This is a genomic window from Paenibacillus sp. BK033, assembly GCF_004345425.1.
GTDB lineage: Bacteria > Bacillota > Bacilli > Paenibacillales > Paenibacillaceae > Pristimantibacillus.
Window position 1 is genome coordinate 285,908 of sequence record NZ_SLVP01000008.1, and the last position, 18,716, is coordinate 304,623.

Genomic DNA, 18,716 nt, shown 5'->3' on the forward strand with positions numbered 1-18,716 from the left:
GTACACGTATCCCTTATTCGTAGTTAGGATTTTTGGCTCCTTGTAGAGACCCTCACGCCGTATTGATGAGGATATACGAATGATAGTGATGCTAGTTGTTTAATTAACCTTCATAAGGTTACCGGACAAGCCTAGGGACTGTCAATCCTTTTTTTGCGAAAATAGGTTCCATTTACGAACTATTTTTTGTCAGGCTATATTAATGTTCGCTTTTAAAGGATGAAGCTGTTGATTTGAGGACTTTGCTGAATACTGTCGAACGGTCCAGTTTTTGCGAATCGAATCGGATGAACACTTCTTTTAGCGATATACCACTACCTTTGTCAGGCGGGCAGGGAGATCGTTTTCGAGGACGAATTAGTCTCGTAAGTGACAAATGAATGAGGTGATGAAATGACGTTGCTCAAAACGAAAGAGGCGGCCCATCAGCTGGCCGTCAGTGAAACAACTGTCAGGCGTTGGGTATCGACCTTCCCGGCTTCCTTCCGGAAGGATATGTTTGGACATTATATTTTTGACACCCCGGCGATGGACAAGCTCCGGAAAATCAAAGGCCAGCTGGATGCCGGAACAGCCCTGTACGATATCCGTCTTCTGTCGCTGGCCGAAGAGGAAACCTTGGCGGCGGTCGCCGCGGAGGTAATGGGAACGACCGAAGCCGCTCATCCTGTGGCGGAACCCCGGGCAGACAAGTCCGAGGAGTCCGGCAGATTGGCGGTTGATGCGGCGGGGAATGTTCATGTGTCTGACGCGGCGGTTGGTGTGGCTGCAGGCATCGGCCGGGCCGGCGGCGTAGTGGATCAAGCCGGCAACCTTCATACGGTTGGCAGCGGCTCTTCTACTGGTCATGGCAGAAACAATGTGGGGGCACTTGTGGTGGATAGCGCCGGCAACGTATACGCGGCAGGCGGTGAAGCCGGAGCCCAGGCATCGGCCGAGATCACAACCGGACTTCAGCATGCTGCGGCAGCCGTTGATACGACGGTTGGGGATCGTATAAGCCAGGCAGCCCCGTCGCCGGCGGTATCTGCTCCCCCATCGCCTGAAGCTTCGCAAGTCATCGTCCCTTCTGCCTCTATCCATTCTTCATCCTCCGCAATCGACGAAACAGATCCGATGCTCGAACGTCTAAACGCCATAGAAGCTGCCCTGTCCCAGAAGGCCGATGAAGTCGTAACCGTCCAGCTGCTCCATCATCGCAAAGAGCTTGAAGAGCTCCGCAAATCGCTGACCGAGCTTGCCGCTACCATTGAGGCTCTCCGCAGTCCGCAGCAAGAGCTGCTCGCTTTCGGCGAAAGCGCCAAAGCCGCCGCCGAGAATGAAGGCAAACGCAAAAAACGCGGCCTGCGCTCGTTCTTTTTCTTCTAAACGCCATCTCGCCCGCAGGGCCTAGCTCCCTCCACTCCCGCGTCCCCCGTACCCGAGTGAGGCCGGTTAGGTCCTATTGGCGTTGATGCGTATCACCCACCCGTCCCGCCAATGGACAACCTGTCTTTGTAGTCCATCGCGGCTTGCGCGATCTGCGGGAGGTCATGTCCCTGCGCTAAAAGCCGCTGGTCATCAAACAAATAGTATACGGGATACCCTCCGTTGCCTGTTCCGAGTTCTTCCCCGGCTTTCTTTCCTTCCTCCGAATTTACATCGTAGATGACAGGCGTGAAGCGGCCTGCCATTGCGGCCGCCATATCGTTGACGGCCCGCGTTTCTTCCTCCACCTTTTCTTTCACCAGCACAACAACCCGCAGCTCCCCGGTCTGTTCCGTAAGGAACGGCGCATAGTCCGGCGGCACTGCGGCCGGATCCGGCTCTTTCACCTGATTGCAGCCGGCCGCTATGATTAGCGCCATTACAACAAAACCTGCTGCTGCCCACCTTCCAAACACATCATCCGCCCCCCTTCCCATCCTTCGCAATAGAAAAGAGCCAGCCCCCTAAATGAGACCGGCCCTTTCCGTGTATTCCTATTCCTAAGAAAGCTTCACGTCCTGCGGATGCGGCTCGCTCGCAAGCTGCGCGGCACGCGCATTCGATGCGACCTGCTCCGGATCCTTGCACCCGGGAATAACGGCTGTTACGGCCGGGTGCTTCAGGCACCATGCCAGCGCCCAGCTGGCCATGTCCACGCCTTGCGGTACTTCCTCGCGCTGAATGCGCTCGACTTCCTTCAGCTTCTCCAGTGTGCTCTCCGCATCATGGCGATGGCGCACATCCGTGCTGCTGAACACGGCTCCCGGCTTGTACTTGCCGCTAAGGTATCCGCTCGCCAGCGGTACGCGCGCAAGCACGCCGAGATCCTGCCGCTGGCAGGACGGGAATACCTGCTCCTCCGGCACGCGGTCCAGACGGTTGTACACGACTTGGATCGCGCGGGAGCCCACTTTTGTCGAAGCTTCCGTTTGATGAATGTTGGCGTTGCTGCCGATCGAAGTGCCAAGGAAACGGATTTTGCCCGCCTGTACCTGCTTGTCCAGCGCCGTCCACAAATCATCGTTATCAAATACTTGGTCAGGTCCGGAATGGAACTGGTACAGGTCGATGTAGTCTACTTTTAACGCCTTTAAAGATACATCCAGCTGCTGGATCACGCCCGCCGGATCAAACGAATCCGTGCGCGTGAACCGCTCATGGAAGTGATGGCCGAATTTCGTTGCGATAATCCAGTCCTCGCGATTGCGGCGGCTGATATAGTCTCCGATAAGCGATTCCGACAGATGATCGCCGTAGCATTCCGCGGTATCAATCAGATTGATGCCAAGCTCATGTCCTTTGTCGAGAATCGCATCGGCCTCGCCTTGCGTATACTCGCGGCCCCATTCTCCTCCGAACTGCCACGTTCCGATCCCAATGACCGATACGTTAAGATCCGTGCTTCCGAGTCTCCGGTATTTCACAATCGCCACTCCTTCCGATTTTCGCGAACTAAACTGCACCTTATTTTACCACATTGCGTTTGCAAGTTTCGAGTTACGGAAGGCTCAGTGGTTCTTTTCCCGCCTAGTCCTACACGCCGGAGTAAGCCATAAAGCCGCCGTCGACCGGAACGGTAATGCCCGTCACAAAGCCGGATACGCTGTCATCCGCCAGCCAGACGAGAGTCCCCAGGAGATCCTCCGGTTTGCCGAAGCGGCGCATCGGCGTGTGGGTAATGATTTTGTTCGAGCGCTCGGTCAGCGAACCGTCTTCATTCGTAAGAAGCTTGCGATTCTGCTCCGTCAGGAAAAAGCCCGGCGCAATCGCATTTACGCGAATGCCGACATCCGCCATATGAACGGCCAGCCATTGCGTGAAGTTGTTGATCGCAGCCTTGGCCGCGCTATAGGCAGGCACCTTCGTCATCGGGCTCGGAGCGCTCATTGAAGACATATTGATTACCGTTGCCCCCGGTTTATTGATCATTTGCTGCGCGAATACTTGCGTTGGGATCAGAGTGCCGAGAAGGTTCAGATCGAACACAAAGCCAAAGCCTTCTTTTTTCAGGTCAAAAAAGCTTGTTACTTCCGGGTTCGCCAGATCGTCCGGGTGAAAAGTCTCTTTCGTCGTAATGCCGTCCGGATGGTTGCCGCCGGCGCCGTTGATCAGAATATCGCAGCTGCCAAGCTGCTCCAGCACAGCCGCGCCAGCTTCCTTCACGCTCTCCGCGTCCACCACATTGCACGCGACAGCGATCGCCACGCCGCCCGCTTCGCGGATTTCGCGCGCTACGGCCTCGCCTTTTTCCGCCGTGCGGTTCAGAATCGCTACCTTTACGCCTTGACGGCCCAGCTCTCTTGCCATCTCGGCGCATAATACGCCGCTTCCCCCCGTAATAACGGCTACTTTGCCTGCTAAATTCTCGTGATTCGGTACCATCTTTAAACCTTCCCCTTTCGAATTCGCTCAAGTCCATCCCAAACGCCCCACAGATACATGATGCCAAGCGCGCGGTCATACAGACCGTAGCCCGGACGGCATTGCTCATCCCAAATATGGCGGCCGTGGTCAGGACGCGCATATCCCGTGAACCCGCTCTCGTGGTACGCGCGGACAACCTCCGCAATATCTACCGTGCCGTCGCTCGATTTATGGGACGTCTCGATGAAATCGCCATTCTCGTACACGCGTACGTTGCGGATATGGGCAAAAGGAATCCGGTCCGCAAATTCCCGCACCATCGCCGGAATATCGTTGTCCGGGTTCGCGCCAAGCGAGCCGCTGCACAGCGTCAGTCCGTTGTACGGGCTGTCTACCAGCTTCAGCAGTCTTGCCAGGTTATCGCGGCTCGTCACGATCCGCGGCAGACCAAATACCGAGTAAGGAGGGTCGTCCGGGTGGATCGCCATTTTGATGTCATGCTTCTCGCAGACCGGGATAATCTGCTCAAGGAAATACTGCAGATTATTGAACAAATCCTCTTCCGTCACGTCCTTGTACGCTTCGAACAGCGGAGCAAGACGCTTCAGACGCTCCGGCTCCCAGCCCGGCATCGAATAGGAGGAGTTGCCCGCGATGTTGGCGACCAGCTCTTCCGCGCTCATGCTTTGGATTTTGGCCTTGTCGAAGAACAGCGCGGTTGAACCGTCCTCCATCTCTTTGAACAGATCCGTCCTCATCCAGTCGAAGATCGGCATGAAGTTGTAGCAGATGACTTTTACGCCTACCGTCGCCAGCTTCTCGATCGTCCGCTTGTAGTTCTCGATGTATCGGTCGCGCGAGGGCAGGCCCAGCTTGATGTCATCGTGCACGTTTACGCTCTCGACCACTTCCAGATGGAAGCCGTGCTCGTCGGCCAGACGCTTATAATCCATGATTTTGTCCATCGGCCATTCTTCGCCTGCCGGAACGTCATGCAGTGCCCATACGAGTCCTTCAACTCCCGGAATTTGCTTGATCTGCTTCAGACTTACCGAATCATTGCCTTCCCCGTACCAACGAAAAGTCATTCTCATGATAGTTGTCCTCTCCCAAGGAAATTTGAATTCAATCTATGAAATAATCCGGATGCGCTTCCCTCAGCTGCGGAAGCTCCTGATCCAGCTTGCGGATATGCTGCTCCAGCCGCTCCGCGACGAGCTCCTCGTTACCGCCTTGAACCGCCTCGAATAGTTGACGATGTTCCTCGATGACACGATCCATATGGCCGAACTGGTCAATTGCGAGGTAACGGGCGCGGTTAAGATGCGCTCGCATGTAATAGATCATCTGCATCAGCGTTTCGTTGCCGGCAATCTCCAGGACCGCGCGGTGAAAAGCCTCGTCGAGCTGTAGGAACAGCGCGATGTCTTTCACTTCGGCTGCTTCGCGCTGCTGCCTCAGAAGCGCTTCGAATGCTGCGGTTTCAGCGGAGCGGTCACGCCCGCTCCACTTGGCAGCGGCCAGACGGAACGCGCCAAGCTCAAGCTGCTCACGGATAAAGCGGGCCTCGCTCACCTTGCGCGCCGAGATAAGCGCGATTCGCGTACCCCGCTGCGGAAGCACCTCCAGCAGCTGCTCGCTGACAAGCAGCCGGATGGCTTCCCTCACCGGCGTACGGCTTACTTTCATCGTCTCGGCCAGCTCATTCTCGTAAATCATCGTACCCGGCGGCAGCTTGAACGAAACGATGCTCTCGCGGATCGACTCGTAGATCTGATCGCCTAACGTCTTGCGCTGCTGCGGCTGCAGCGAAGAAATGATGGTCATCTGCATGCCTCCTTCCACGTTTGTCTCTTATCCTTACTTTACTTGTATTCTTGTATACAAGTAAAGTCCTATTTTTTCTTTTGCTATTAAGGGGATGGATGGCGTTAACGGGGCATTTGATCCCTTTTTTTCCGCCAGCTCTAACAGCGTAGAGCTTAAGGTCCCTTAGGGACCTTAAGCTGGTGAAAGTAGCAAGTAGTTAGGCGGTTAAGGGCCCTTAGGGACCTTAACGCCTCCAAAGTGGCAGGATAAGTGAGCAAACTGGGCGGCAACGAGGAGTTAAGGTCCCTTAGGGACCCTAAGCCAGTGAAAGTAGCAATTAGTTAGGCGGTTAAGGGCCCCTAGGGGCCTTAACGTATCAAAGTGGCAGGTTGATACGGCCCCGTGCGCTCACCCTGACGCTCGCTCTAATCGTAGCGCATCCGCTTCCCGCGTATTTAAAAAAGCCTTAACGACGACAATTGCAGAGCACCGTTAAGGCTTGTCCACTTTATCTAGCTGAACTCCGTCAAAATCAGGATCAGCGTCAGCGCCGAAATGCAAATAATGCCGCCGATAGCCGAGAACAACATGCTGGCCGTCCTTCCCCGCTTCGCGTCTTCGAAGCTTTGAATAAACAGGACAACCCCCAGCAAAACAACCACCAGGCTCGTCGATAATCGGCTTGGGATCATTCCCGTCACGCCTAGAACAATTAGTACCAGATAGGCCACAGTGGCCGCGTATTTCATGCTTCGCCATCGTTTCAGTCTCATCCCGCACTCCTTTTCGTCCGAATTCCATCGCCAGCTTGTACTAACGATTATACAGGATATGGAAGGGTTCGGCGACAAAAAAAGGGCCAGCTGCTGGCCCGACTCGAGACATTTATAAGGAGTGCCTGCCGCCGCAAACCCTCGGCTTAGGATCTCTAGGCAGGCCGCTCCTTCCGTCGTCGCCGAAGTTCCGCTGACCCTCTGACCTTGCCATGCATTAGCCGTAATAAGTAACGTTCACGGTTGAACCAATCGGCATCAATTCCTCGGCGTAGTAGCGAATTTTGCTTTTAGCCGTTTCTGTGAAGGGGGAATGGCTGTACGCGGCCAAATGGACCGTTCCGGTACGGACATCATACCGGTTGAAGGAGACAACAACGCCGGCAAATAAATTGTTCAGCACCGCAAACACGGCCGACTGGTCCAATCTGCCCCGCAGCGCCGTCTTTGCAAGTTCTTCGTCAGGCGTCACGCATGATACCTGATCCGCAGCCGCTTCATTGTACGGCTTCACCGATACGCAAATATCCGGTGACATCCATTCCATCGCATAACGGTGCAGCTTTGCCGCATCCGCTTCGGACAACTCAAGCTGGTCGTCCCATGCGTAGATCGTCGCCTTGTGATGTCCACAGCTGCGAATGGTGACATATCGAATATTCGGAAAACGTTGTCTGACTGCCTGCTCCCACCAAAGACGAGTTCCCATCGCAATACCACCTTTTCGTGTAAATTGGCCTCCCAACACGTCTGATAGCGCTTACAATATTGTATGGCTCCCCGTTCAAACTATTCCACCGCATGCGGAATGGTTCAAGCAGAGCAGAACAGAATGAAAAAACCCGCCTCTATCCGCGGCCTCACAAAGCAGATCGACCGCATCTATAGGTAAAGGGAAAGGTTCGACATCCGCCTCCCCTTTCCCTTCTGCCTGACGCTTCCTCAATATGGATTTAATACGCTGTCGCGGTTGTTGATCAGATCGGAGACCGTTACCATCTCGTAGCCTCTCCGTTGGAGCTCCGGCAGGATGATCTTTAGCGCTTCTACCGTCTGCACCGAACGCGGCACATAATCGTGAAGCAGAATAATGTCCCCGTTACGCGCATTGTTCAGCACCTTGTTCACAATCCTTTGTACGCCCGGGCTGCGCCAGTCGTTCGTATCCTGATGCCAGGACCATAAGACGGTGGTGTAGCCGTTTTTCTTGGCTATTGCAAGCATCTGATCGTTATAAAAGCCGCCCGGCGGGCGGAACAATGAGGGCTTTTTGCCGGTCACCTTCTCTAAAGCCTGCTCTGTCTTCATGATTTCGTTCTGCACCGTTTGGTAGGTCTTTTTCTGCAGGAAATAGTGGTTAAACGTATGGTTCGCTACCTCGTGGCCTTCCGCAATTTCCCGTTTGATCGTTTCCGGGAAGCTCTCTACGCGGTTGCCCACAACGAAAAAAGTCGCCTTCGCATGATATTCCTTCAACAGGTCCAGGATCGGTTCCGTTGTGTCCGGATAAGGCCCGTCATCAAACGTTAACGCGATTCTCTTGTTCTCGCCCGGCACTTCCCAGATGATCTCGCCGCGCTTTTCATAGTAGGCTCTGTCCTTGGTTGCCACCGGCGCCGAAAAACCGCATAAAAGCGCTGTGACCGTTACGCCAAATACGAATCGTTTCATACCTATGAAGTTGCTCCTCCCTGGATGGCATCATAGGTATTATTCCGCAATTGACCCGCCATATCCCTAACCGGCGAATTCCTTCCCTTGCTCCTTCGCAAACCTTGCGACTTCCTCTTCCGTAGGCATGCCGGTCTGCGCTCCGAACTTGGTAACCGCCAGCGCGGAGGCCATCGAGGCATAATCCACCGCGTCGCGAAGGTCCCGTCCGGATGCAAGCGCCACGGCCAATGCGGCATTGTAGCAATCTCCCGCTCCGGTCGTATCGACTACCGGCATTTTATAACCGTTGATCCGAACAAGCTTGCCCTCTCCATCCAAATAAGCCGAGCCGCTCGCACCCAGCGTCGTCACCACATGAGCGGCTCCAAGCTCCATCATCCTGCGTATGGCCGGTTCCAGCGATTCGCCGTCCGCGCTCCTATTCGCATAACCGCTGAGCTCCGTCCGATTCGGCGTAAAATAATCCACAAGCCCGAACAGCTCCTCCGGAAGCTGCTGCGCAGGCGCAGGGTTCAGCACAACCAGCTTGCCCAGCGCCTTTGCTTTGCGGGCGGCATACAGCACGGTCTGAACCGGAATCTCAAGCTGCAGCAGCACGAGATCCGCTTCCTTCAGCTTGTCCTCGTTGCGGTCGATATCCGCAGGTTCAACGAGACCGTTAGCCCCCGGGACTACAACGATACTGTTGTCGCCTTCCGCAACATAGATGGATGCGATTCCCGAAGCCGTTCCCTTTACACGCTTCACGCCTGCAATATCGACGCCGTCCTTCCGAAGACTCCCCAACAGCTCTTCGCCAAATGCATCGTCGCCTACCGCGCCGATCATCACCGTATCCGCGCCAAGACGCGCTCCGGCTACCGCTTGATTGGCTCCTTTGCCGCCTGGAATAAAGCGGACGCGCTGGCCGGTTATCGTCTCTCCTACCTGCGGGTACGCATTCGTCTCCACCACGATATCCATGTTCAAGCTGCCGATCACGACAAGCTTAGGCCGGTGTTTAATCGTCATTGATTGATCCCTTCCTTCATCCGTTTTCTACAACAGCAGGCGCGCTAGTTCCTCGTAGCTGGCTGCCGTATGATTCGGCGTATGCTCGCCGGATTCCGGGCTTGCCCCCCGGTGGTTGAACCAGATGACGGACCAGCCCGCCTCCAAAGCGCCTATGACGTCGTTGCGCCAGGAGTCGCCGATATAAACGCTCTTCTCCGGCCTTGTCCCGGTTGCTTCGTTCACATGCTGAAATACCCGTATATCCGGCTTGTCCCAGCCAATCTTGCCGGAGACGAACTGCCTCTCCGGCGGAATGAGATGGTCAAGCTCCATCGCCCGGATTTTCTTAAGCTGATGATTCTCGGCGCCATTCGTCAGGAGACCAACGACATAACCGGCCTTAACTAGCTGTTCTATCAGTTCCCTGGCTCCTTCGAACATCGCAATGTTGAATTGGCAGCCTATATAAGCAGCCTGCATAGCCGAGGCCTGCTCCTCGCTGAGCGCGATTCCAAACTCCGCAAGGGCCAGCTCGAACCGCCGCCGGCGCATCAGCTCCGTGCTTGAGCCGCTCTCCATCGCGCCTGCCCCGCCCATTTCCAGCGACAGCATGTCGCTATGGTAACGCATCCGGTGATAGGCCTCTTCATACGGAAAGCCTTCCCGGTCGCCAACAACGGCAATCACCGCCTGGCGGAAAGGGGATAAATGATCGTACAGGGTATCGTCCACATCAAAAAAGACGCCTTTTTTCTCCACGCTTATCTGTTGTCCCATGCTAAAGAATACCGCTCCTCTCTTGCCTTGGTTATTATTGTACCACCGGAACGGCAAAAGACCCAGCCATAACGGCCGGGCCTTCTCTCTTTTAGGATTCCGGCTCCCGGCGATCGGGATCGGGTTCCTCCTCTTCTTGCTCGTCTTGCCCCGCCGCTTCCTCGATTGGTTCCGCCGCAGGAGGAGCCGGCGCCTTGGCCGGAGCAGCCGGCGTAACGGTCAGTCTAACCTCGGACGGCTCCGGGCGCGGCCTGCCGTACAAGTCCCAATAGATCCGCTCGATTTCCTCGCCGGTCAGATCTCCGTGCAGGAGCAGCTCCTCCGCAATCCTATGCACGAAGTCGGCATGATCGCGGACAAGCTTTTTGACCTGCTGCATCTGGTCCTTCAGAAGCTCGTTAATCTGCGGACGCAGAGACTTCAGGGCATCCATTCTGGAGCCGGCCGCCAGGAAGCTGTACAGCTCGTCGCCCATCCCGACCATGCCCAGATAAGCGCCCGCGCTCTCCGTGGCCTGGCGCAGGTCGGAGGTTACGCCGTTCAGCTTCTTGCCGAGGAACTCTTCCTCGACCGCGCGGGCAGCCAGGCAGACCTGGATATGAGCCAGTATCTCGCTGTCGCTCCGGTTATACCGCTCATGCGTCGGCTTCGTAGCCGCAAGCCCCAGCGAGCCGCCCCGCCGGATAATCGTCACCTTCCATACCCGTTCATGCGGCTTGAGCAGGAATTGCGCAACCGCGTGTCCCGCTTCGTGATACGCCACGTTGCGCTTCTCGTCATCCTTCATGGAACGAAGCGGCTGCTTGAGGCCCCACTCATACGTCTCCATCGCGGCGCGGAAGTCCTCGTAACCCGCTTCCTGCGCACCCCGCTGATGCGCGATAACGACGGCTTCGTTGACGATATGCTTGATTTGAGCCGGGCTGTAACCGATCGTATCCATCGCAGCCTTCTCCGGCGTAAGCGTCGAGTCAGTTTTTATCTTGCGCAGGTAATACCCGAACACGTCAACGCGTCCGTCATAATCCGGCGAGTCCACCCATAGCTGGCGGTCGAAACGGCCCGGGCGAAGCAAAGCCTGGTCCAGCACATCCGGCAGGTTGGTTGCGGCGATGGTCAGCACGGGCGGGCGTTCCGCTTTCTTCCGAAGCAGTCCCAGCTGACGAAGGAATTTCTTAAACCTCGAGCTGTCGAGGTTCGGAGGATCCATCTGCAGGAGCAGCTCGTTCAGAAGCCCGGTGCCGCCGCCCATGCCGAACAGGCCGCCTCCGCCGCCTCCGCTCTGTCTGGACATGCCAATGGCATCCACCTCGTCGATGAAAATAATGCAGGCTCCGTACATGCGCGCCAGCTTGCGGGCTTTTTTGTAGATCCGCATCACCCTCAGATTGCCGACGCCAAAAAACATGTTCTGGAAGCTTGGCGCCGAGGCATACGCAAACGGCACCTGCGCTTCGTTGGCAATGACTTGGGCCAGATAGGACTTGCCCGTACCCGGCGGTCCGCATAGCAGCAGACCCCGTATAGCCTCGCCGCCCATCTTCTTGAAATCCTTCACGCCCCTCAGCAGGCTGACGATTCGCTTGGCGTTCTCCACGATCTCCGGGTTGCCCCGGTAATCATCCCAAGTGGCGCCCGTCTCTCCCGGCAATACCCAGTACGTCCGCCCCCTGGAGAGGAACCAGAACAAGGCGGCAAACTGAATAATCATGAATAAGACGGCGAACAGCAGCTGAAACAAATAGCTGGAAACAACAAGCGCAGCATTCCAAGCCGTTGGTCCTCCTGACCAGATAAGCGAAACGATGATGACGAGGACAACTAGCCTGAGGAGGAATCTACGCCACTTGATCCACTGATAACTCCTCATGGCTTCACTTCCTTTTAAGGTATGCCTTATTCTATGAAATGGCATACCGCCCCATGACTATCATCGCTGGGAAGAAGCTTAACGCCGGCTGTCAGAAGGACGAACACGAACCTTAATAGCCCAGCTCCTTCAAAATGCGGGACAACGTGCGCAGACGTTCCCCGTTGAGCTCATCGTCGTCGCTCAACGCTTGGCTGAACAGCTTGATGTCCTGATTGATCTTCTCGTTATCCGTGCACACCTCGACTGTCATGGCATCCCCCTGCAGGCCAATGCGGTCAATGACCGGCTTCTCCGGGTCGTAAAGATTATCGTACCGGTAGGACTCCTCGCGGAAATGCTGCATTGACCGGGTGATCAGAATCGCCAGATCCAGCACGCGGTGAAGCGGCAGCTCTTCGGATTGGCGCGACCATTTCTCGCCGGTGTAACGCCATACCTTCGCCGATATTTCAACCTTGCCTCTGTCGTTCCATTGGGCAAGCCCAAGCGACAGTCCTTTCGCGTCCGTGTGCTCGGCGTAGCGCCCGTCTACCTGCTCGTAATTTTCAGAGACGATCACCGGTTTATGCTTTAAAGTTGTAGGGATTTTCATTAACAGGTACCTCCGTTTGGTCAAAGAAATGCATAGAATTAATAACTACTAAATTACTAAATTAGTGATTCGATTATACTGCACTCGTCTTGCCAGCGTCAAACCGTTGACCCTCTGGAGGCGAACGCATTCCGGGCACCGCTTCATCCAATCCGGTTACCATGCTCATCTTCGATCACGAGGAACAGCAATAAGCCCATCGGGCCAGATTTGGCCGGACGGGCTTATTTTTAGTCATGTAAATTATTAAGGATGTTATCCTCCAGAACCGCTGCTTTGCTGCCGTACTCCTTGATAATGTGCTGCTCTCCCCAATTGCATAAGGAATCCAGGATCGGGCGCAGACTATCTCCGTATGGCGTAAGCTCGTATTCCACCTTTGGAGGCACCTGGTTGTAGACAATCCGGTTCACGATTCCGTCTTCCTCCAGCTCCCTTAATTGCTGGGTCAGCATCTTTTGCGTGATAGAGGGCATAAGCCGCTTGAAGTCGCTTGTTCTTTTCTTGCCATGCGTCAGATGGCACAAAATCACGCATTTCCACTTGCCCCCGATCACTTCAAGCGTTGCCTCCACGGAGATGTTGTATTTCTTCGGCGGTGCGATTGTTGTATCCATTGCTGCTCCTCCTGTTCATAGGCACTTTTTAGTGCCTATATTACTTTTTGGTATCTATATTACAAAATAGTGCGTACTAGTCACATTGACCGATTGCCTCCATAATAGCACTTACCGGCCGAACAATACAACATTACGAAACGGAGAGTGCAACGAAATGGTTACCAAACAGAGCCGCTCGGCGCTGGCGCTGCTCGCGCTTGCCATCAGCTCTTTTGCTATCGGAACGACGGAGTTCATCAGTGTTGGACTTCTGCCTTTAATCTCGGAAGACCTGAACATATCCGTTACGACAGCGGGTTTATCCGTTACTTTATATGCGGTAGGCGTCACCGTAGGGGCTCCGCTGCTTACCGCCCTGACCTCCAGGGTACCGCGCAAAACCCTGCTGATCGCCATTATGATCATTTTTATTCTCGGCAACAGCCTCGCGGCAAGCGCGGGAAGTATCGCGGTGCTGCTCATCGCCCGCGTAATCTCCTCCTTCTCGCATGGCGTGTTTATGTCGATCGGCTCTACGATTGCCGCCGATCTTGTCCCCGAAGACCGCCGGGCCAGCGCGATTGCGATGATGTTCTCGGGCCTTACGGTCGCCACCGTTACCGGGGTGCCGCTTGGCACGTTGCTTGGACAGCATATGGGATGGCGCACGGCGTTCATCGCCATTGCCGTGATTGGCGTCATTGCGCTTATAGCCAATCTGCTGCTTATTCCGAACACGCTGCGCAAGGGGAACCGGACGAAGCTGAGCGAGCCTTTCAAAGTACTGAAGAACGGACGGCTGCTGCTCGCTTTTGCCATCACCATGCTTGGATATGGCGGTACGTTTGTCGTCTTCACCTATCTGTCGCCGCTGCTTCATGACATCACCGGGTTTAAAGAGAGTACGATTGCGGGCATTCTGGTTCTGTACGGCGTCGCGATTGCGGTAGGCAATATCATCGGCGGCAAAGCGGCTAATAAAAAGCCGCTGTCGGCCCTGCTTGTGATGTTTATCCTGCAGGCGGTTATCCTGCTGGTACTGACGTTCACGGCGCCTTACGCGGCTGCCGCCTTAGTGACGATTACCCTGATGGGCCTGCTGGCCTTCATGAACGTCCCGGGTCTTCAAATGTACGTCGTTCTGCTTGCGGAACGGTATATGCCCAAATCCATTGACGTCGTATCCGCCTTGAACATCTCGGCCTTTAACGCCGGTATCGCCATTGGCGCTTACGTTGGCGGTATTATTACCGATAAGCTTGGCTTGGTTCATACCCCTTGGATTGGGGCCATTATGGTGCTTGGCGCCGTTGCTCTGACCGCATGGAGCCGCTCGATGGAAAACAAAGATGCAAAAGGCGAAGAACTGAAAGCTTCGGCTTAAATGAAGTCCATGATTACGAAGCAGGCATCATCCCTAGCTGTCTATAGGGGACCGCTAGGGTGACCATTCATTACCATTTATTTTAGGAGGAATTTCCCCATGAGAACGGCAAAACATTTAAACGATAAAGTGATTCTGCATAACGGCTTAGCCATGCCTTGGCTTGGCCTTGGCGTATTCAAAGTGGAGGACGGCAGCGTCGTTGTTCAATCCGTGAAAGACGCGATCAAGAACGGCTACCGCAGCATCGATACGGCAGCCATCTACGATAATGAAACCGGCGTTGGCCAAGCTGTCCGCGAGTCGATGGCTGAGCACGGCATTGAAAGAGAAGATTTGTTTATTACCTCGAAGGTATGGAACGCCGATCTCGGATACGAGTCGACGCTAGCGGCTTTCGAGACAAGCCTGAACAAGCTTGGCCTGGACTACCTGGATCTGTACCTGATCCATTGGCCGGTTGAAGGCAAGTACAAAGACGCATGGCGCGCCCTCGAAACGCTCTACAAGCAAGGCCGCGTGAAGGCGATTGGCGTGAGCAACTTCCACGTGCATCATCTGCAGGATTTAATGAAGGATGCCGAGGTTGTACCGATGGTCGATCAAGTGGAATACCATCCGATGCTTGCCCAGCAGGAGCTCCGCGCCTTCACTCGCGAGCACAACATTCAGCTCGAAGCATGGTCCCCGCTTATGCAAGGCCAGCTGCTTGACCATCCGGTACTGGGCGCAATCGCAGCCAAGCACGGCAAGTCCGTAGCCCAAGTCATCCTGCGCTGGGATCTGCAGAACGGCGTCGTAACGATTCCGAAGTCCATCAAGGAATCCCGCATGATCGAGAACGCCCACGTGTTCGATTTCGAGCTGTCCTCCGAGGATATGGACGCAATCGACGCTTTGAACGAAGACCGGCGGGTTGGTCCGGATCCGGACAACTTCGACTTCTAATCAATTGTGAACGGGTTTTGAACAAGACAAGCCAGATGAGCCTTTTTAGGTTCATCCGGCTTTTTTTTATCTTGCCAATTAATTTATCAAGCGATAAAATAATTTTCGAATCAGTTTATTTATCATGTGATAAAATAAAAGGAGGAAACCGTATCTCAGACAAAAGGAGTATTTAACGATGGCACGCCGAAAAAAACAACCCCTTGACGAAGCAACCCGCTCGATGATCATCCATACCGCGCATGACTTGTTCATGGAGCATGGCTACCGGTCGGTTACGACTCGCCAGATCGCGGAAGCCTGCGGCCTGACACAGCCTGCCATGTACCATTATTTCGCGGATAAAGAAGCTCTCTATACCGAGGTGCTGCGAGCCGTTACGGAAGAGACGAAAATCGCCATGAACGATCTTGTCGCAAGCGAAGGCTCGGTAAGAGAACGACTCATCAAGCTCGTCGTATACATTTTGAACAACATGCCCGATGATCTCAGCCAAATGGAACGGGACATCCGCCAGGAGCTCCGCCCGGAAAATCGGCAGCTCATCAATCAATGGTGGCAGGAATGCTATTTGATACCCATTGCCGCTTTGTTCGAGGAAGGACAGCGTAACGGCCATTTGAAAGGAGCGGAGCAGTTCGGACTTGACCCGATCCCTTCCGCTTTTACGCTGCTAAGCATGGTTCAACGCAAGCCGCGCGGAGGCGCAAGCACCCCCATACCGGCGGAAGCTCGGGCAACGCGAACCGTCGATATACTGCTGTACGGGCTTGCCTCAGATCAAGGAAGAGAAGAAAAGATATAGGATTTAGGTTTATCGATAGGGAGATGAGAAACGATGAACGGATTGAAACGCATAGCGGATGCCGTCAGCGGCAAACGGGGACGATGGATCACTCTGGTGCTGTGGATTGTTGTTGTAGGTCTTGCCAACGCCCTCCTGCCCTCCTCCAGCGATCATAAGGACGATGCCGCAGCCAATCTTGTGAGCAGCGCCCCGTCCGTGCAGGCCGATGCCTTAAACGAACATAACGGCATTCCGGCTATTATCGCTTGGCATAGAATCGCGGGTCTCACCGATGAGGACCTTAGCCGGATCCAATCTTTATCCAAGAAGCTGGCGGATGAACCGCTGCCGCGGCAGACGGAGCTGCCGCCGCTTCACGAGATGCCGCTTCCGGCATTAAAAGCGATGGTATCCGAGGATGGTACGACCTTCCTGCAGACCGTTGTATTTGACAAGAACGCTTCTTCCGACGATCTGAAGATCAGTCTGGAGCAGCTGCAGGCTGATGCGAATGGCCTTTTTCCATCCAAGCCGTTTGACGCCGCCCTAACCGAGGAAGGCCTTGTCGGCCGGATTACCGGTCCTGCCGGTATCGGCGTGGATGCCACCTCCCTGTTCAAGGACGCGGACGTGTCCCTGTTGATCGCAACAACGCTGCTTGTGCTCGTTATTTTGTTATTCATTTACCGCTCGCCTATTCTTGCACTCATCCCGCTGGTTGCGGTTGGCTTCGCTTACGGCTTGACCGGCCCGATTCTAGGCTGGATGGCGGACGAAGGCTGGATTACGTATGATTCGCAGGGTTTATCGATCATGACCGTGCTGCTCTTTGGCGCAGGAACCGATTATTGTCTATTCCTGATTGCCCGCTTCCGCAGCGTACTGACTACCGAACCGGATAAAAAGCAAGCCTTGCTCAAATCGCTGGGCGACTCCGGCGGCGCCATTACGATGAGCGGCTTGACCGTAGTGATGTCTTTGCTCGCGCTGCTGCTGGCCGAATACGGCGCGATTCACCGCTTCGCGGTGCCGTTCAGCTTGTCGATCCTCATTATGATGATTGCAAGCCTGACGCTTGTACCGGCAATGCTTGCCATTCTCGGCCGCGCTTCCTTCTATCCGTTCGTACCGCGTACGCCGGAGATGACGGCTGCCCGCGCCGCGCGCAAGAACAAGCCGCTGCCCGCGCCAAAGACCAAAACAAGCTTTGGCATCCGGCTTGGCGAAGCCATCGTGAAACGTCCGAAAACAATTGCTATCTCGACGTTAATCGTGCTTGGCATAACGGCAGCTTTTTCGACTCAAATCAAATTTACGTACGACACGCTGTCTTCTTTCCCGAAGGATATGCCTTCCCGCGAAGGCTTCGACTTAATCGGCGACCACTTCTCCAAAGGAAGTCTGGCCAAGGTACAGGTGCTCGTGAAGACCGACGGCAAAGCCTTGCCGCTTGATCGGAAGCTAGGAGAGCTGGCGAATATCAGCAGCGTTTCCGAGCCTGCAGCGAACACGAAGGATGCAAGCATCGTATCCTACAATGTTGAGCTTGCGATGAACCCGTATTCGATTGAAGCGCTCGATATGATACCGGTGATCCGCTCTGCCGCGGAACAATCGCTATCGGATGCCGGCATTACGGATGCAGCAGACAAAGTATGGATTGCTGGCGCGACTGCCGAGCAATACGATACCCGGCACGAGACAACGGGCGATGCCTATCGAATTATTCCCGTTATTATCGGGATGATCGCCTTGCTCCTGCTGCTCTACCTGCGTTCGTTTGTGGCGATGCTTTACTTGATGGGCACCGTGCTTCTCTCCTACTTCAGCGCCTTAGGCATAGGCTGGCTTGTCGTCCATTACCTGTTTGGCGCCGAAGCGATTCAAGGTCTGATTCCGCTTTACGCCTTCGTCTTCCTGGTTGCGCTGGGCGAGGACTACAACATCTTTATGGTGTCGAGCATCTGGAAAAAGAGCAAAACGATGCCGCTTAACCGCGCGATCGTAGAGGGCGTTGCACAGACCGGCGGGGTCATTACTTCCGCGGGCATCATTCTTGCAGGTACCTTCGCCGTCCTCGCGACGCTGCCGATTCAGGTACTGGTGCAGTTCGGCACGGTGACCGCCATCGGCGTTCTGCTCGATACGTTTATCGTCCGCTCCTTCCTCGTACCGGCGCTGACGGTATGGATCGGCAAAGGGGTGTTCTGGCCGTCGAAGCAAAGAGCCGCTTCCGTTAAGGAAGCGGAGTTGTAACCCGCCAAGCTCGGCTGCTGCTGTCCTTAACGATGCGTAGCATCGTTAAGCTAGCCCAATCTGCTCCTTTCCGCGCAATTTCTGGCCGTTTTTCAAGTCCTTAACGATGCGCGGCATCGTTAAGCTGCCGCCTGCGCTCACTTTTAACGCCCTTAACGATGCGCGGCATCGTTAAGCTAGCCCAAATCTGCGCTTTGCGCGCAATTTCGGCTGTTTTTCAACGCCTTAACGATGCGCGACAGCGTTAAGCTGCCGGCTGCGCTCGCTTTTAACGCCCTTAACGATGCGTGTGCAACTAGAATAAAAAGTGGACACCCTCTAAGAGCAGGTAGATAATAAACACAAAAAAACCGAGGTGTCGTCCACATGAAAGAGAGCAGGCAGCATTACAGTGAAGAGTTTAAAGAAAACACCGTTAAA

18 protein-coding genes and 1 riboswitch are annotated in these 18,716 nt (G+C 54.9%); of the genes, 5 read left to right on the plus strand and 13 right to left on the minus strand.

Annotated features, from left to right (window positions below):
* Positions 1–99, minus strand: a riboswitch (purine riboswitch).
* A 294-nt stretch (positions 100–393) separates the two neighbouring features.
* Positions 394–1,368, plus strand: coding sequence for a MerR family transcriptional regulator (locus EV294_RS23905; RefSeq protein ID WP_132311431.1), 975 nt, complete (start codon positions 394–396; stop codon positions 1,366–1,368).
* Between the two features lie 92 nt (positions 1,369–1,460).
* On the opposite strand, the gene EV294_RS23910 is transcribed toward EV294_RS23905, so the two are convergent.
* The 13 genes from EV294_RS23910 to EV294_RS23970 all read right to left on the minus strand — a co-directional run bounded on the left by EV294_RS23910 (position 1,461) and on the right by EV294_RS23970 (position 12,939).
* Positions 1,461–1,883, minus strand: a complete 423-nt coding sequence (locus EV294_RS23910; RefSeq protein ID WP_132311433.1) for a hypothetical protein — start codon at positions 1,881–1,883, stop codon at positions 1,461–1,463.
* Positions 1,884–1,967: 84 nt separating this feature from the next.
* The gene (locus EV294_RS23915) at positions 1,968–2,891 is read right to left on the minus strand and encodes an aldo/keto reductase (protein ID WP_132311435.1); all 924 of its coding nucleotides are present in this window, start codon (positions 2,889–2,891) and stop codon (positions 1,968–1,970) included.
* Between the two features lie 109 nt (positions 2,892–3,000).
* Positions 3,001–3,849: an SDR family oxidoreductase gene (locus tag EV294_RS23920; RefSeq protein WP_132311437.1), complete on the minus strand. Its 849-nt coding sequence runs from the start codon at positions 3,847–3,849 to the stop codon at positions 3,001–3,003.
* A gap of 2 nt (positions 3,850–3,851) precedes the next feature.
* Positions 3,852–4,925 carry a mannonate dehydratase gene (gene uxuA, locus EV294_RS23925; RefSeq protein ID WP_132311439.1) on the minus strand — a complete coding sequence of 358 codons (1,074 nt, stop codon included), beginning with the start codon at positions 4,923–4,925 and terminating at the stop codon, positions 3,852–3,854.
* Between the two features lie 31 nt (positions 4,926–4,956).
* On the minus strand, positions 4,957–5,658 hold the full coding sequence (locus tag EV294_RS23930; RefSeq protein WP_132311441.1) for a GntR family transcriptional regulator: 702 nt from the start codon (positions 5,656–5,658) through the stop codon (positions 4,957–4,959).
* Between the two features lie 494 nt (positions 5,659–6,152).
* Positions 6,153–6,413, minus strand: coding sequence for a hypothetical protein (locus tag EV294_RS23935; RefSeq protein WP_132311442.1), 261 nt, complete (start codon positions 6,411–6,413; stop codon positions 6,153–6,155).
* A gap of 217 nt (positions 6,414–6,630) precedes the next feature.
* Positions 6,631–7,122: a hypothetical protein gene (locus EV294_RS23940; RefSeq protein WP_132311444.1), complete on the minus strand. Its 492-nt coding sequence runs from the start codon at positions 7,120–7,122 to the stop codon at positions 6,631–6,633.
* A gap of 233 nt (positions 7,123–7,355) precedes the next feature.
* On the minus strand, positions 7,356–8,084 hold the full coding sequence (locus EV294_RS23945) for a polysaccharide deacetylase family protein (protein ID WP_132311446.1): 729 nt from the start codon (positions 8,082–8,084) through the stop codon (positions 7,356–7,358).
* Positions 8,085–8,150: 66 nt separating this feature from the next.
* Entirely contained in the window at positions 8,151–9,098 is a 948-nt protein-coding gene (rbsK, locus tag EV294_RS23950) for a ribokinase (RefSeq protein WP_132311448.1), read from the minus strand.
* Between the two features lie 27 nt (positions 9,099–9,125).
* Positions 9,126–9,857 (minus strand): HAD family hydrolase, encoded by a 732-nt coding sequence (locus tag EV294_RS23955; RefSeq protein WP_132311450.1) that lies wholly within the window; start codon positions 9,855–9,857, stop codon positions 9,126–9,128.
* 91 nt (positions 9,858–9,948) lie between these two features.
* Positions 9,949–11,727, minus strand: a complete 1,779-nt coding sequence (locus tag EV294_RS23960; protein WP_132311452.1) for an AAA family ATPase — start codon at positions 11,725–11,727, stop codon at positions 9,949–9,951.
* Between the two features lie 112 nt (positions 11,728–11,839).
* Positions 11,840–12,322 (minus strand): DUF6530 family protein, encoded by a 483-nt coding sequence (locus EV294_RS23965; protein WP_132311454.1) that lies wholly within the window; start codon positions 12,320–12,322, stop codon positions 11,840–11,842.
* Between the two features lie 230 nt (positions 12,323–12,552).
* Positions 12,553–12,939: a winged helix-turn-helix transcriptional regulator gene (locus EV294_RS23970; protein ID WP_132311456.1), complete on the minus strand. Its 387-nt coding sequence runs from the start codon at positions 12,937–12,939 to the stop codon at positions 12,553–12,555.
* A 157-nt stretch (positions 12,940–13,096) separates the two neighbouring features.
* Here EV294_RS23970 and EV294_RS23975 point away from each other — a divergent pair, with 157 nt between their 5' ends.
* The 4 genes from EV294_RS23975 (at position 13,097) to EV294_RS23990 (ending at position 18,296) form a co-directional block, all read left to right on the plus strand.
* On the plus strand, positions 13,097–14,305 hold the full coding sequence (locus tag EV294_RS23975; RefSeq protein ID WP_132311458.1) for an MFS transporter: 1,209 nt from the start codon (positions 13,097–13,099) through the stop codon (positions 14,303–14,305).
* Positions 14,306–14,404: 99 nt separating this feature from the next.
* On the plus strand, positions 14,405–15,253 hold the full coding sequence (locus EV294_RS23980; RefSeq protein ID WP_132311460.1) for an aldo/keto reductase: 849 nt from the start codon (positions 14,405–14,407) through the stop codon (positions 15,251–15,253).
* A 178-nt stretch (positions 15,254–15,431) separates the two neighbouring features.
* Positions 15,432–16,058, plus strand: coding sequence for a TetR/AcrR family transcriptional regulator (locus EV294_RS23985; RefSeq protein ID WP_132311462.1), 627 nt, complete (start codon positions 15,432–15,434; stop codon positions 16,056–16,058).
* Between the two features lie 33 nt (positions 16,059–16,091).
* Entirely contained in the window at positions 16,092–18,296 is a 2,205-nt protein-coding gene (locus EV294_RS23990) for an MMPL family transporter (RefSeq protein ID WP_132311464.1), read from the plus strand.
* Positions 18,297–18,716: the final 420 nt, after the last annotated feature.